At 67.4% G+C, this 14878-nt stretch carries 17 protein-coding genes; 13 read left to right on the forward strand and 4 right to left on the reverse strand.

The window, feature by feature from the left end; genetic code table 11:
- Positions 1-41 precede the first annotated feature (41 nt).
- Entirely contained in the window at positions 42-1556 is a 1515-nt protein-coding gene (locus tag ABS767_RS10615) for a DUF1800 domain-containing protein (RefSeq protein ID WP_408078321.1), read from the forward strand.
- Between the two features lie 4 nt (positions 1557-1560).
- Positions 1561-2715: a DUF1501 domain-containing protein gene (locus ABS767_RS10620; RefSeq protein ID WP_408078322.1), complete on the forward strand. Its 1155-nt coding sequence runs from the start codon at positions 1561-1563 to the stop codon at positions 2713-2715.
- Positions 2716-2752: 37 nt separating this feature from the next.
- Here ABS767_RS10620 and ABS767_RS10625 read toward each other — a convergent pair whose 3' ends face one another.
- Positions 2753-3562 carry a class I SAM-dependent methyltransferase gene (locus ABS767_RS10625; protein ID WP_408078323.1) on the reverse strand — a complete coding sequence of 270 codons (810 nt, stop codon included), beginning with the start codon at positions 3560-3562 and terminating at the stop codon, positions 2753-2755.
- A gap of 82 nt (positions 3563-3644) precedes the next feature.
- On the opposite strand from ABS767_RS10625, the gene ABS767_RS10630 reads away from it, so the two are divergent.
- From ABS767_RS10630 to tatC, 10 genes are all read left to right on the forward strand, one after another.
- Positions 3645-4229, forward strand: coding sequence for a VTT domain-containing protein (locus ABS767_RS10630; RefSeq protein WP_408078324.1), 585 nt, complete (start codon positions 3645-3647; stop codon positions 4227-4229).
- Between the two features lie 79 nt (positions 4230-4308).
- Entirely contained in the window at positions 4309-5223 is a 915-nt protein-coding gene (gene rarD / locus ABS767_RS10635) for an EamA family transporter RarD (RefSeq protein WP_408078325.1), read from the forward strand.
- Between the two features lie 55 nt (positions 5224-5278).
- Positions 5279-7006 (forward strand): arginine--tRNA ligase, encoded by a 1728-nt coding sequence (gene argS, locus ABS767_RS10640; RefSeq protein ID WP_408078326.1) that lies wholly within the window; start codon positions 5279-5281, stop codon positions 7004-7006.
- Complete coding sequence (locus ABS767_RS10645; protein WP_408078327.1) at positions 7006-7716, forward strand: SPOR domain-containing protein; 711 nt, start codon at positions 7006-7008, stop codon at positions 7714-7716. Before argS ends, ABS767_RS10645 begins: the two co-directional genes overlap by 1 nt.
- A 58-nt stretch (positions 7717-7774) precedes the next feature.
- Positions 7775-8776, forward strand: a complete 1002-nt coding sequence (locus ABS767_RS10650) for a glycoside hydrolase family 3 N-terminal domain-containing protein (RefSeq protein WP_408078328.1) — start codon at positions 7775-7777, stop codon at positions 8774-8776.
- Positions 8773-9504, forward strand: coding sequence for a segregation and condensation protein A (locus ABS767_RS10655; protein ID WP_408078329.1), 732 nt, complete (start codon positions 8773-8775; stop codon positions 9502-9504). Before ABS767_RS10650 ends, ABS767_RS10655 begins: the two co-directional genes overlap by 4 nt.
- Positions 9501-10103 carry an SMC-Scp complex subunit ScpB gene (gene scpB / locus ABS767_RS10660; RefSeq protein ID WP_408078330.1) on the forward strand — a complete coding sequence of 201 codons (603 nt, stop codon included), beginning with the start codon at positions 9501-9503 and terminating at the stop codon, positions 10101-10103. The genes ABS767_RS10655 and scpB overlap by 4 nt, the downstream gene beginning before the upstream one ends.
- Positions 10104-10131: 28 nt before the next feature.
- Positions 10132-10383, forward strand: coding sequence for a twin-arginine translocase TatA/TatE family subunit (locus tag ABS767_RS10665; protein WP_408078331.1), 252 nt, complete (start codon positions 10132-10134; stop codon positions 10381-10383).
- A gap of 47 nt (positions 10384-10430) precedes the next feature.
- Complete coding sequence (tatB, locus tag ABS767_RS10670; protein ID WP_408078332.1) at positions 10431-10856, forward strand: Sec-independent protein translocase protein TatB; 426 nt, start codon at positions 10431-10433, stop codon at positions 10854-10856.
- Entirely contained in the window at positions 10853-11635 is a 783-nt protein-coding gene (gene tatC, locus ABS767_RS10675) for a twin-arginine translocase subunit TatC (protein ID WP_408078333.1), read from the forward strand. Before tatB ends, tatC begins: the two co-directional genes overlap by 4 nt.
- A gap of 3 nt (positions 11636-11638) precedes the next feature.
- Here the strand turns inward: tatC and ABS767_RS10680 are convergent, their stop codons facing one another.
- From ABS767_RS10680 to ABS767_RS10690, 3 genes are all read right to left on the reverse strand, one after another.
- Complete coding sequence (locus ABS767_RS10680; RefSeq protein ID WP_408078334.1) at positions 11639-11773, reverse strand: entericidin A/B family lipoprotein; 135 nt, start codon at positions 11771-11773, stop codon at positions 11639-11641.
- Between the two features lie 267 nt (positions 11774-12040).
- Entirely contained in the window at positions 12041-13609 is a 1569-nt protein-coding gene (locus tag ABS767_RS10685; RefSeq protein WP_408078335.1) for a sensor histidine kinase, read from the reverse strand.
- A gap of 11 nt (positions 13610-13620) precedes the next feature.
- Positions 13621-13803, reverse strand: coding sequence for a NepR family anti-sigma factor (locus ABS767_RS10690; protein WP_408078336.1), 183 nt, complete (start codon positions 13801-13803; stop codon positions 13621-13623).
- A gap of 233 nt (positions 13804-14036) precedes the next feature.
- Here ABS767_RS10690 and ABS767_RS10695 point away from each other — a divergent pair, with 233 nt between their 5' ends.
- Entirely contained in the window at positions 14037-14843 is an 807-nt protein-coding gene (locus ABS767_RS10695) for a response regulator (RefSeq protein ID WP_408078337.1), read from the forward strand.
- Positions 14844-14878 lie beyond the last annotated feature (35 nt).

Consider the following 14878-nt stretch of genomic DNA (forward strand, 5'->3'; position numbering starts at 1 on the left):
GCGGGCGTATCACCGTCGCATCATCGCACAGGAGTGCCGTCATGTCGGACGTCAGTATCGCGCTCAACCGGTTCGGAATGGGCGGCCGGGCGGAACCGCCCCCCGGCGGCGAGGCGCGTCGCTGGCTGACGGCGCAGCTGGACCGGTTCGACCCGCGCCCGGCGCCGATCGCGGCGCTGCCGCGAACGACGCTGATCGCCAGTCAACTCGCCACCTATCTTGGCGAAGCGCGGATGCTGGCGCAGCAGGCGCGACGCGAAGGCGGAGGGCGGCGCGGCCGCGCGATGCAGGGCGAGGACGCGATGCGGATGCGCGCGCCCGCCGATGCGACCGGCGGTGCGATGGCGGAGGATGCGGAGAATCCGCGCGATCCCGCGATGCAGGCGCGGCGGTTCGCGCGGCAACAGGGCCGCGATCACTATATGACGGCGGTAGGCGCCCGCGCGCAGGCGGCGGTGGCGAGCGACACCCCGTTCGTAGAGCGGCTGGTGCATTTCTGGGCCAATCATTTCGCGGTATCGGCGGACAAGGTGACGATGATCGGCCTGACCGGTGCGTTCGAATTCGATGCGATCCGCCCGCACGTGCTCGGCAGCTTCCGCGACATGCTCCACGCGGTCGAGCGGCATCCGGCGATGCTGCTCTATCTCGATCAGGCGCAATCGGTGGGGCCGAACAGCCCGCTCGGGACTGCGTTCGCACGGCGGCAGGCGCGCCGCCAGATCGGCCTCAACGAAAATCTCGCGCGCGAAATCCTGGAACTGCACACGCTGGGCGTGCGCACCGGCTATTCGCAGACCGACGTCACCGAATTCGCGCGGGCGATGACGGGCTGGAGCGTCGCGGGGCTGGGACGCGGCCCGGCGGCGCGGATGACCGGGACCGAGGGCGAGCCCGGGCGGTTCATCTTTGCGTCCCGCCTCCATGAGCCGGGCGCGCGGACGATCCTGGGCAAAAGCTATGCGCAGCAGGGCGAGCGGCAGGCGGCGGCGGTGCTCGACGATCTGGCGGTGCACCCGGCGACGGCGAAGCATATCGCCACCAAGCTGGCGCGACATTTCGCCGGGGACGATCCGCCCGCGACGCTGGTCGGCAAGCTGGAGGCGGCGTTCCTCAAATCGGGCGGCGACCTGCCGACCGTCTATCGCGCGCTGATCGACGCGCCCGAGGCGTGGGTGGCGCAGCCGGTGAAGTTCCGCACGCCATGGGAATGGTCGATCTCGGCGATGCGCGCGCTGGGCACACAAGAGATTCCGGCGCAGGCGGTGGTGGGACTGATGAATCAGCTCGGCCAGCCGATCTGGCGACCCGGATCGCCCGCCGGCTACGACGATATTGCCGCCAGCTGGGCGGGGCCCGACGCGGTGATGCGGCGCGTGGAGGCGGCGGAACGCCTTGCCGCGCGCACGCGCGAGACGATCGATGCGCGCGTCCGCGCCGCCACACTGTTTCCAGATGCGCTCAGCGCGACGACGCAGCAGGCCATTGCCCGGGCCGAAAGCCCGGCGCAGGGTGTCGCGCTGATGCTCGTCTCGCCCGAATTTCTGCGGAGATAAGGTCATGGTTTCACGCCGCAATCTCGTGCTTACAGGCGCCGCCGGGGCGTTGTCGCTGGGCTTTGCGCCGCGGCTTGCGTTCGCGCAGGCGGCGACCGACCGGCGCTTCGTGTTCATCATCCAGCGTGGCGCCGCCGATGGCCTGGGCACGGTGGCGCCGGTCGGCGATCCGGCATTCGCCGCCCAGCGCGGCGTGCTGGCGGAGGAGTTCGGCGATGCGCCCAAGCTCGACGCCATGTTCGCATTGCATCCGCGCCTTGCCAATGTGGCGCAACTCTATGCCGCGAAACAGGCGCTGTTCGTCCATGCGGTTGCCTCGCCCTATCGCGACCGCTCGCATTTCGACGCGCAGAATGTGCTCGAGACCGGCGGGAGTTCGGCATACCAGCTCAAGGACGGCTGGCTGAACCGGATGCTCGGCATGCTCCCGGCGGACGAGCGCAAGGGCATCGCGGTTGCCGCGACGATCCCGATGGCGCTGCGTGGCCGCGTGGAGGTGGCGTCCTATGCGCCGTCGGCGCTGCCGGACGCGTCGGACGACCTGCTCGGCCGCGTCGCGACGCTCTATGCCGAAGACCCGCAGCTGCACGCGATCTGGCAGCAGGCGACGGCGACGCGCACGCTGACCGGTGATCTGGCCGCCAACAATGGCCGCAACGCCGCCGCGACCGGCGCGCTCGCCGCGCGGCTGCTGGCGGCCGAGAATGGTGCGCGGATCGCGATGATCGAGACCGGCGGCTGGGATACGCATGCCGGGCAGCGCGGGCGCCTCGGCGCGCAGCTCAACGGCCTCGACCAGATGATCGCGTCGCTCAAGGACGGGCTGGGGCCGCTGTGGGGCAAGACGCTGGTGCTGGTCGCGACCGAGTTCGGGCGGACGGTGAAGGTCAACGGGACCCAGGGGACCGACCACGGTACCGCATCGGTCGCGTGGCTGCTCGGCGGGGCGGTGCAGGGCGGGCGGGTCGTCGCCGACTGGCCGGGCCTCAGCGATGCGGCGTTGTACGAGGGCCGCGATCTCAAGCCGACGGCGGGGCTGGACGCGGTGATCGGCAGCGCGGCGGCGACGCATTTCGGCGTCGATCCCGCGCGGACGATGGCAGCGATGTTCCCCGGGCAGAAGAGCGCGCGGGTGATGAGCGGGCTGGTGCGGGCCTGACGCCGCTGTCGCTAACCCGCTGGTCCGCGCCGCCGCGTCATTCCGGCTTGCGCGCGAGTCCGATCAGGGCGGTGGAATAGATCCCCTCGGGCGGCAGGTCGCCGGCGAGTGCGGCAGCTTCCTCGGCAAAGGCGACGCGTTCGGCTTCGTCGAGCGCCTGCCATACCGGCGACCAGCCATAAGCGAGCTTCGCATGGTCGCGAAACCACTCCACCGACGGCGCGGGCCAGGCATATTCGACTCCGTGCACCGATTTCGGCGCGAGACCGGCTTCGAGAAAGGCGGCGTCGAGCAGTTCCGGGGAGTTGAACAAGCGCTGCATCGGCAGCGGGACCGGCTGGTCGGGGAACAGGCGCCGTGCCGCCTGGGCGAAGAGTTGCGCCGGGCCCGCGCCGCCGGCATTTTCCCACACCGCGACCACCGCCAGCCCGCCCGGACGCAGGACACGCGCCATCTCGGCAAAGCCCGCGGCGGGATCGGGGAACATGAAGACGCCGAAGATCGAGAAGACAGCGTCGAAGCTGTTGTCGGGAAAGGCGAGGTTCTGGCCGTCCATCACCAGCGCGCGTTCGCCGCTGGCGACCTCGGCCGCACGTTCGGCGGCGACCGCGACCATGCCGGGCGAAAAGTCGATGCCGATCGCGTCGGCGCCGTCGCGCAGCGCGGGGACCAGCAACGCGCCCGCGCCCGTCGCGACGTCGAGTATGCGGGCCCCGGCGGGCAGCGCCGCCAGCGACCAGGCGGCTTGCGCATAGCGGCCGGTCATGCGGTCGGCCTCGGCGGCATAGCTGGTGGACACCGAATCCCAATGGGACGGATCGTGGATGGCAGGGGCTTTGGAGGACATGCCTCTCATTTAATGTTATGATATCACATCGTCAATCGTTCGCGCTTGCACGGGATGCGAATTCGACCCACGGATCGCGACAATGGACTATCTTTCGCTGTTCCTGCTCGCGTTCGGCGTCAATCTGCTGCCGGCTTTCGGCCCGCCGACCTGGTCGATCATCGTGCTGTACGGGATCAACGGCGACCAGCCGCTCTGGGCATTGGTGCTGATCGGCGCGGTGGGGGCGGCGCTGGGTCGGCTGGCGCTGGCGATCGGGGCGCGGCATTTCGGGAAATGGCTGCCGCGGCGGATGCGTGACAATATCGCCGCCGCGCGGATCGCGGTGGAGCGGCGCAAGAACAACGTCCTGATCCTGCTGGCGCTGTTCGTCATCTCGCCCCTGCCATCCGCGCAATTGTTCATGGCGGTGGGGCTGGCGCGCGTGCCGCTGCTGGGCTTTACCGCGGCATTCTTCGCCGGAAGGCTGTTCACCTATGCCTTTTACGGCTGGACCGCGCGCAAGGTGCGCGAGAGCGATGTCGGCGAGGTGCTGCTCGCCAATCTCACCAGCCCGTGGGGGCTCGCGCTGCAGGTGGCGATGCTGGGACTGCTGGTCGCGCTGGTCAGTATCGACTGGGGGCGGTGGTTGAACGTGTCGCGCGACGAGGTGCGCGACAAGGACTGAAGCGCAGTCGTCTCGGGCGAAACGAAATCTTTGCCATCACCGCCTTTCCGCGGTGCAGCATCGCGCCTATCTCCCGCGAATGGCCCGGTCCGATCCGCCCCCAGCGCCGCAGCGCCTCGACCGTGCCGGGCTGGTCCAGGGGCTGGGCGCCTATGGCATCTGGGGCGTCCTTCCACTGTTCTTCTGGCTGTTGCAGGGCGTCGATCCCGCCGAGGTCGTGGCGGGGCGAGTCTTGTGGTCGCTGGGATTGCTCGCGATCGTCATCGTCGCGATGCGGCGCAGCGCGGCGATCCGCGCTGCGCTGGGCAATCCGCGCGCGATGCTACTGCTGACCGCCAGCGCGGCGCTGATCTCGGTCAACTGGCTGGTCTATATCTGGGCGATCCATAACGGCCATGTGCTGGAGGGAAGCCTTGGCTATTTCCTCAACCCGCTGGTCAACGTGCTGCTCGGCGTCGTGCTGCTGCGCGAGAAGCTCGGGCGGGCGCAGGTGATCGCCGTGGCGCTCGCCGGGGTCGGCGTCGCGGCGCTCGCGGTGGGCGCGGGCCAGGGGATCTGGATCAGCCTGACGCTCGCCTTTTCGTTCGGATTCTACGGCTTGGTGCGCAAGGTCGCGCCGGTCGGCGCGCTCGAGGGGCTGACGCTCGAAACCGCGATCCTCGCGCCGTTCGGCCTTGCCTATCTCTGGTGGCTGTCGAGCCATGGCGGGCTGGCGTTCGGCAAGGATACGCTGCAGACTGCGGCGTTGGTCGCGTCGGGCGTGGTGACGGCGGTGCCGCTGCTGATGTTCGCGGGTGCGGCGCGGCGACTGCCCTATTCGACGCTGGGCCTGCTCCAGTATCTTGCGCCGACGCTGCAGTTCATCCTCGCCATTACCTTCTTCGGCGAGCATATGACGGCGGCGCATGCGATCTGCTTCGTTCTGATCTGGAGCGGGCTCGCGATCTTCGGGATCGACAATGTCCTGGCTGCGCGGCGGCGCCGTATCGCGTGACGTGCGGGCGCGGTTGCGCTAGAGCGCGCCGCTTCTGCAATCATCGGACCCGCACATGACGCTCTATACCCGTTTCGCTGCCCATCTCGACGCCGCGCTCGATGCCCTGGTTGCATCCGGCGCTCTTCCGGCGGGGCTGGAGCGACGCGCGGTGACCGTCGAGCCGCCGCGCGACACGACGCATGGCGATCTGGCGACGAACGCCGCGATGGTGCTGGCCAAGCCCGCCGGGACCAATCCGCGCGCGCTGGCGGAACAGATCGCGGCGGAGCTGGAGAAGCTCGACGCGGTGTCGGCGGTGTCGGTCGCGGGGCCGGGGTTCATCAACCTGACGCTGACCGACGCCACCTGGCGCGACGAGCTGAACGCGATCCATGACGCGGGCGACGGCTATGGCCGTTCGCAGAGCGGCGCGGGCGTGACGGTGAACATTGAATATGTCTCCGCCAACCCGACCGGCCCCATGCATATGGGCCATTGCCGGGGCGCGGTGGTGGGCGACGCGCTCGCCAGCCTGCTCGAGGCGGTCGGTAACACGGTGATCCGCGAATATTATGTCAACGATGCGGGCGGGCAGGTCGATGTCCTCGCGCGCTCGGCGCACCTGCGCTATCGCGAGGCGCTGGGCGAGACGATCGAGATCCCCGAGGGCCTGTACCCCGGCGATTATCTCAAGCCCGTGGGCGAACGGCTGGCGGCCGAATATGGCGACGCGTTCGTCGGCAAGCCCGAGAGCGAGTGGCTCGCGCTGTTCCGCAAGGAAGCGGTCGCCGACATGCTGGTGATGATCCGCAGCGACCTCGCGCTGCTCGGCATCCATCATGACCTGTTCTCGTCCGAGGCAGAGCTGCAGGCGGCGGGCAAGCCTGAAGAGGCCGAAGCGTGGCTGCGCGCACACGACCTGATCTACGACGGCGTGCTCGAAGCCCCCAAGGGCGAGCTGCCCGACGATTGGGAGCCGGTCGAGCTGCCGCTGTTCCGATCGACCAAATTCGGCGACGATCAGGATCGCCCGATCAGGAAGTCGAACGGCGCCTGGACCTATTTCGGTGCGGACATGGCCTATCACTTCCAGAAGGCGCAGAATGCTGACCAGCTGATCGACATCTGGGGCGCGGACCATGCCGGCACCGTCAAGCGCATCGTCGCAGCGGTGACCGCGCTGACCGAAGGCAAGACGCGGTTCGACGTGAAGCTGGTGCAGATGGTCCGCCTGCTGCGCGCGGGCGAGCCGGTGAAGATGTCCAAGCGCTCGGGCAATTTCGTCACGCTGGCGGATGTCGTGAACGAGGTGGGCAAGGATGTTGTCCGCTTCACCATGCTGACGCGCAAGGCCGATGCGCAGATGGATTTTGACTTCGCCAAGGTGGTCGAGGCGTCGAAGGACAATCCCGTCTTCTACGTCCAGTACGCCCATGCGCGCGTCGCATCATTGCATCGCAAGGCGGCGGAGGCGGGGCTGGACCTGTCGGGCGCGGCCGACCTGTCCCTGCTTGATACACGCGAACTGGCGCTGGTGAAGCTCGCCGCGCAGTATCCGCGCGTGGTCGAGGGCGCGGCGGCGGCGCGGGAGCCGCATCGGATCGCCTTTTATCTCTATGACTTGGCGGCGGAGTTTCATGCGTGGTGGAATATGGGCAATGACGATCCGTCGCGTCGCTTCATCCTTCCCGACAATGTCCCGCTGACGCGCGCGCGGCTTTTCCTCGCCGATGCGATCGGGCAGGTTATCCGCAACGGCCTCTGCATGATGGGCGTGGAGGCGGTTCAGGAGCTGAGCTGATGAACGCTGGCGAAGACTATGGAGAGGATCGCCTTCCCTGGCTGGAGACGGTCGAGGACGATTACCAGGAGGGGACTCCCTGGCTGCGTATCGTGCTGCTCGTCCTGATCGGGCTGGCGATCATCGCTGCCGCGATCTTCGGCTGGTGGTGGTACCAGCGTAGCTCAGGCGGCGAAGGCACCGGCGCGCTGATCAACGCGCAGGAGGGCGACTATAAGGTCAAGCCCGACAATCCCGGCGGCATGAAAGTCGAGGGCGAGGGCGACACCGTCTTCGCCGCGAGCGAGGGTGCGACGACCAACGGGTCGGTCGACGTCTCCGCCGTGCCGGAAGCCCCGGTCGACGGCAAGGCGGCGCCCAAGACGACCCCGAGCCCGGCGAGCGGATCGCGCCGCGTGACCGCGCCGATCCCTGCCCCCGGCGTCGAAAAGGCAGCGGCGCCGACGCAAAAGGCGCCCGGGCCGTCGGCGGGCAGCGCGACGATACAGCTCGGCTCGTTCCCGGATGCGGCGGGCGCCAACACCGCCTGGGCACGGTTGTCGAAGCGCTTCGACTATCTCGCCCCGCTCGGCAAATCGGTCGAAAAGGCCGAGGTGAACGGTCGGACGGTGTATCGCCTGCGCGTCAATGCCGGCAGCAACGGACAGGCGCGCGAACTGTGCGGCAAGCTGAAGGCCGCTGGCGAGGCGTGTTTCCTGGCGGCGCGGTGACGGGTTTTTTTGGGGCGTGCCTCTGGAATCTCGATCGCACCCCTGATTTAACCGGCGCATGAAGCCTGTTATTTTCGGCCTGTCCGGCCCGGTCCTCACGCCCGACGAAGCTGCGTTTTTCCGCGAGGCGGACCCGCTCGGCTATATCCTGTTCGGGCGCAACTGCGTCGATCGCGGCCAGATGCGTGCGCTCACCGATAGCCTGCGTGCGCTGTCCGGGCGCGACGATGTGCCGATCCTGATCGATCAGGAGGGCGGTCGCGTTGCGCGGATGGCGCCGCCCGAATGGCCTGCATTCCCCGCCGGACCGGCGTTCGATGCCTTGTACGACGTCGCACCGTCCTCGGCGATCGAGGCGGCGCGGGCGAACGGCCAGGCGCTGGCGCTGATGCTGGCGGAGGTCGGGGTCAACGTGAACTGCGCGCCGTTGCTCGACGTGCGCCAGCCCGAGACGACGCCGGCGGTCGGCGGCCGCACCTTCGGCAGCGATCCGATGCGTGTCGCGGCGCTCGGCCGCGCGATGCTCGACGGCATGGCGCGCGGCGGCGTGGTCGGCGTGGTCAAGCATATGCCGGGGCACGGCCGCGGCGTGGTCGACAGCCATTACGAGCTGCCGGTGGTCGATGCCGATGATGCCGCGCTGGAGCGCGATATCGAGCCTTTCCGCACGCTCAACAACGCGCCGATGGGGATGACCTGCCACGTGGTGTTCACGGCGTGGGATGCCGAAAATCCGGCAACCCTGTCGCCGACGGTGATCCGCGACGTGATCCGCGGGCGGATCGGATTCGACGGGCTGCTAATGACCGACGATATCGACATGAAGGCGCTGTCCGGCACCGCGGGCGACAAGGCCGCGCAGGCGATCGCAGCGGGATGCGACGTCGCGCTCGATTGCTGGGCGCGGATGCACGAGATGGAGGAGATTGCCGGACAGCTCGGCGACGCGCCGCCGGAGACGCTGGCCCGTCTCGACCGCGCGATGGCCAGCGTGCGGCCCGCGCCGGGCGAGATCGCGGAGCTGGTCGCCAAGCGGGAGGCGCTGCTGGCACTGGCATGACCGATCCCGCGCCGCTCACCATCGATATCGACGGCTGGGAAGGGCCGCTCGACCTGCTGCTCGCACTCGCGCGCAGCCAGAAGGTGGATCTGCGGCAGCTGTCGATGCTCCAGCTGGTCGATCAGTATCTGAGCTATGTGAACGGCGCGCGCGAACTGAAGCTCGAGCTTGCGGCCGATTATCTCGTGATGGCGGCCTGGCTCGCCTATCTCAAATCGGCGTTGCTGCTGCCGCGCGATCCGGAGGAGACGCCGAGCCCCGAGGACCTGGCGCTCAGGCTGCAGCTGCGGCTGGAGCGGCTGGCGGCAATGCGCGAGGCGGGGGCGCGGCTGGTGGCGCGCGACAGGCTTGGGCGCGACGTGTTCGTGCGCGGAGCGCCCGAGGGGCTGAAGACCGTCCGCAAATCGCGCTGGCAGGCGGAAATCTACGACCTGATCGCCGCCTATGGCCAGATCAGTGCGCGCACCCGGCCCGTAATGCACATCGTCGCGGTCCGTCCGGTGATGACGCTGGAGGATGCGATCCACCGCGTGTCCGAACTTGTCGGCCAGCGGATCGACTGGAGCACGATCGAGAGCTTCCTACCCGAGGATGCGAGCGGCGCGTATCGCAAGTCGGCGCTGGCCAGTTCGTTCGTCGCGGCGCTGGAGCTGGCGAAGCAGGGGCGGGTCGAGCTCCGGCAGAAATCGGCCTTCGCGCCGCTCTATCTCAAGGCGGCCGAGGCATGAACGCCCCGGATGAGACGATGCGCGCGGTCGAGGCGGTGCTGTTTGCCTCCGAAACGCCGATGACCGTCACTGACCTGCGCGCCTATGTCGGCGAGGATGCGGATATCGCCGCTGCGCTTGCCGCATTGGCGGCGGACTATGCCGGGCGCGGGGTCGAGCTGGTCGAGCGCGGCGGGCGCTGGCATTTCCAGACCGCCGCCGATCTCGCCAATTTCCTGCGCCGCGATCGCGAGGACAGCCGCAAGCTCAGCCGCGCTGGGATCGAGACGCTGGCGATCATCGCTTATCACGAGCCGGTGACCCGCGCCGAGATCGAGGCGATTCGCGGCGTGCAGATTTCCAAGGGCACGCTCGACGTGCTGATGGAGGCGGGCTGGATAAGGCCCGCCGGGCGCCGCGAAGTGCCTGGACGGCCTTTGCTCTATGCGACGACGGCCGAGTTTCTCAGCCATTTCGGGCTGGCAAGCCGCCGCGACCTGCCGGGCATCGACGATCTGCGCGCCGCCGGGCTGCTCGATCCGGTCGATCTCGCCTTCGAGGCGGCACATTCGGAAAACTCCGACGGGGAAGCGGTGGTAACCGGCGACGAAGACGACTAGATAGCCGGTGAATCAACGGAGAGTTCCGATGGGTAGCATGAGTTTGATGCACTGGCTGATCGTCGGCGTGCTCGTCATCCTGTTGTTCGGGGGCAGCCGCTTCTCGAACATGATGGGAGACGTCGCCAAGGGGATCAAGCAGTTCAAGAAGGGCATGGCCGAGGACGACGATGCTCCGGCAAAGCCCGCCGAGATCGAGGCGAAGCGCGTCAACGATCCGCAGCCGCAGGTCCAGCCGCATGCGCCGACCGAAGCGCGTCCGGTGCAGGACGAACGCTGACTTTCACGCCGCGGCCCCGCGCCGTGGCCAGGCGGACCTGTTGATCGATGCTTGATTTCAACGCGCCCGAATTTCTGGTGGTGGGCATCGTCGCCCTGCTGGTGATCGGGCCGAAGGATTTGCCGAAAGCGATGCGACTTGTCGGCCATTGGGTCGGCAAGGCGCGGCGTGTCGCGGCCCAGTTCCGCAGCGGCTTCGACACGATGGTGCGCGAGGCCGAACTGGCCGAGATGGAAAAGAAGTGGGCGGAAGAGAATGCGCGGATCATGCGCGAGCATCCGCCCGAAAAGATGCTGCCCTCGCCGGTCTATGATCCCAACCCGGAGGGGACTGCGCCGGCGGTGCTGGAGCCTGAGGACGTGCCGCCCGCAATGGTCGAGCCGCCCGTACTTAAGCCGGAGGCCGAGCTGCCCGCCGAGCCCAAGCCCGCCCGCAAGCCCCGTGCACCGCGCAAGAAGAAGGCGGACTCGTGAGCGACGGCGACGAACTCGACAATACCGAAGCGCCGCTGCTTGACCATCTGATCGAGCTGCGCCGGCGGCTGCTCTATTGCGTCGTCGCGCTGGTGGCGACCTTTGCGCTCTGCTTCTATTTCGCCAAGCCGATTTTCGGCATCCTCGTCCATCCGCTGGCGGCAGCAGGGCAGGACCGGCTGATCTTCACCCAGATTTTCGAAGCCTTCATGGTGCAGATCAAGGTGGGGTTCTTCGGCGCGCTGATGCTGTCGTTCCCCGTTGTCGCCAACCAGCTGTGGCAGTTCGTCGCGCCGGGCCTGTACCGCAAGGAAAAGCGGGCACTGCTTCCGTTTCTGCTGGCGACGCCGGTGCTGTTCGCACTGGGCGCGGCGATGGCCTATTTCTTCGCCATTCCCGTAGCGCTGAAATTCCTGCTGGGGCTCGAGGGTGACCTTGGCGGAGGCGTCAAGCAGGAAGCACTGCCGGCGGTGGGCAATTACCTCGATTTCGTGATGCAATTCATCTTCGCGTTCGGCATCTCGTTCCTGCTGCCGGTGCTGCTGATGCTGCTCGAGCGCGCCGGGATCGTCACCTATGAGCAGTTGAAGGGCGCCTGGCGCTATTCTGTGGTGGCGGCGTTCGCGATCGCCGCTGTGCTGACGCCGCCCGATATCGGGTCCCAGCTGCTGCTGGCGGGGCCGCTGTGCGGACTTTACTTCCTGTCGCTCGGGGCGATCTGGTTCACGCGCAAGCGTCGTGAGAAAGAGGCGGCAGCCGAAGCCGCCGCCGTAGAGTAGAAATTACTTCGCGTCGTCGGCGGTCTTGGCGACGGTGTCGCCTGCCGACGAAACGTCGCGGCCTACGCCCTCGACCGTGTTGCATGCCGAGAGGGTGAGCCCGCCTGCGAGCATCGCCATGAAAAATACTTTCCGCATCATCATTCTCCAACAGAGAGTCTGCGCGGAGTGAATGCGCCAGACGCGGCTTCGTTCCGCAGCTGATCCGAAGTTGGGAAGGTGGGGAGCCGGGCGGTCGCCGGAAGCGTTAAGGCCCGGAAGCGTCACCGGGGGGGGAGGGGTTGACGCTTCCGGGCCTGTGTCGTGGATAGCGAGAGCGGGGGGGCAAAAGGTCGCTATCCGAATTGCATAACGAGGGAATTGAACCCGGGTTCCCGGCGATCCGCAATTTTGACGAAAATTTTTTCAGGCAGGTCCGTTCACCGCGACGACGATCTCGAACGCGCCGACCATCGGGTCATGGTGAAGCTGCGAGCGCAGCTGACGGACAAGGCCGCCGATGATGCGGCCATAGCGGTGCTGGTACAGGTCGGCGAATTTCGCCGATTCGATCAGCGCGGGCGAGCTGATGCGTAGCAGCGCGGCATTCTCGTCGTCCTGCTGCTTGGTCGAGATGTTGATCTGGGCGGTGCCGCCGGCAAGCATCGCGAGCTCGACGATTTCCGTGATCAGGAACGCGATGGCGACGGCACTGTCCTGTGACACGAGCAGCGGCGCGATGTCGATCCGGATCCCGACCGGGCTTCCCTCGGGCGCCGTGGCGCGCAGGTTGGATGCGAGTTCGCCGATGACCGAGCGCAGCTCGATCCCGCGCGTATCCTCGAACCCGGCATAATGGTGGCGATGGACGACCGCGAGCGCATCGACGCGCCGCTGGATCGAGGCATAGGCGGCGAGCGCGTCGGGGCCGAGCGCGCTGCGGGAGTGGAAATTGATCAGGCTGGCGATGACCTGAAGGTTGTTCTTGACCCGGTGATGCACTTCCCGCGTCAATTTGGTCTGACGCGACAGCCCCTCGGCAAGGTCGTGTTCGTGCAGTTGCACCGTCTGGCTGAGTTCGCGAAACGTATCGCCGAGCGCGCGGATTTCCTGCGCGGGGATCTCGCTTCCGGCAATCGGATCGATCACCTCGCCCGGCTGATAGCCTTCCACGGTGGTGCGCAGGCGCCGCAACGGGCGGATCAGCAGTCGGTCGACCACGAACCATGCGATCCCCGCGGCCAGAAACCACATCAGAAAGGGCGACAGGGCCGAGATGATCGCGGAGGACGTGACCGGCGCGCTCGCCACCGTCATCTGCAGCCGCAGATCGTGGAGCCCGAGATCGACCGTCTGTTTTTCCGTGCGTCCGAGCAGCCCCGGACCGTCGAGCGAGGTAAGCGTCAAGTCTCGCTCGTCGTCGGACAGCAGCGTTCCGAAATCGCGCGCCATCGCGCTCGGCTCGGCGGCGGTCGCCAGGAACTTGCGTGGAAAAAATGCCCGCGCGACATGGCCGGCGGCACCCGCCACCTCGATCTGCAGCCCGCTGTCGGGAACGAGCCGCACGAGCGGCTCCTCGGCACGCAGATCTTCGCCGGTGACCGAGGGGAGCGGCACCCCGCAGATCACCCGGCGCTGGGGGTCCAGGACGACATAGCGGATGCCGTTGACCGCCTGCGGCTCGAAAATGCCGGCGAGCCGTCCGCAATTGGGGAGCTGGCCGGGGTCGGTCGGCAGGGCGGACGCGAGTTCGCGCGTTTCCCAGGAAAGCTCGCTTCGCAGCGACCTGGCGGATTCGCCGATCGCAATGCGCAGGCGTGCGCGGACTTCCTGATCGGCGAGGCGGGTCGATTGCAGCGACGCGAGAAATGCGACCAGCGCAAAGGGCAGCAGCGCCGCGCTGAGGATCAGGAAGACCTTGGCGCCGGTCGGCATCCGCGCCAACGCCGCGACCGGCCCGCCGCCGCCGCGCCGAGAAAGGTCCTGGCCATCCATCGGGGTGAGTATCAGTCCAGCTTGCGCAACAGGTCGAGGAGATCGTCGGGCACGTCTTCCGAGGCGGCGTCCTGATAGACACGACGCAAGGCGTCGCCGACGTTACGGCCATCTTGCGGAGTGCTGCTCTTGCGCACCGGCTCATCCCCGCCCCGTCGCTGCGGTGATTTGTTTTTATCTTCGGCCGAAAACACCTCGTCCCCCTGATTGCCCGGGAAATGGGCGGATGCACAAAAAGCGGGACGGGTTCAAGTCACCTGCCCCACGGCAGAAATGCCGCACAGTCCGCATGAAACCAATCTTGCGCTCGTTTGTTCCACAGGCGATGCGAAATCCGGGGAGGGGCTTTCTTCGGACCAGCAGACCACTTGCAAAAGCCACGATGCCGTGTCCACTACAGGGTATCGCCGAAGGAGAATAATTCCACATGTCGCTTGGACAGCAGCTCGCGCCCCATCTTCCGTTTCTACGCCGTTATGGCCGCGCGCTCACCGGCAGCCAGGCCGAGGGCGATCGCTATGTGCGCGCCACGCTCGAGGCGATCGTCGCAGCCCCCGAAGAATTTCCGCGCGACGTCGACCCGCGCCTTGGCCTGTATCGCACCTTTCAGGCGATCTGGGGCTCGACCCACCTCGACGACCGGCCCGAACACGGCGACACCGGATCGGACAGCGAGAATGAAGCCATTGCCCGCGCCCGCCTCGCCCGGCTCGCGCCGCGTTCGCGGCAGGCACTGCTGCTGACCGCGATGGAAGGCTTTACCAGCGAGGACGCAGCCTATCTGCTCGAGGAAAGCGCGGACTCGGTGGAAGAGCTCGTGTCGCACGCGCTCGCAGAGATCGAGAGCCAGACCCGCGCCCGCGTGCTGATCATCGAGGATGAGCCGCTGATCGCGATGGACCTTGAAACCATCGTCCGCGATCAGGGCCATGACGTCACCGGCGTCGCGGTGACCCGCGACGAGGCGGTGGCCCTGGCGCTGGAGGATCGCCCGGGACTGGTGCTCGCCGACATTCAGCTCGCGGATGACAGTTCGGGCATCGATGCGGTCAAGGATATCCTGGCGCAGTTCAACGTGCCGGTGATCTTCATCACCGCTTTCCCCGAGCGGCTGCTGACCGGCGAACGCCCCGAGCCGACCTTCCTGATCACCAAGCCGTTCCAGCGATCGACGGTGAAGGCGGCGATCAGCCAGGCGCTGTTCTTCGATCAGGCGACCGTCCCGGCGGGCTGAAAGTTCCATTTCTTTCGGACCCAAAACGGTTCTGG

Source organism: Sphingomonas plantiphila (assembly GCF_046000505.1).
Lineage (GTDB): Bacteria > Pseudomonadota > Alphaproteobacteria > Sphingomonadales > Sphingomonadaceae > Sphingomonas > Sphingomonas plantiphila.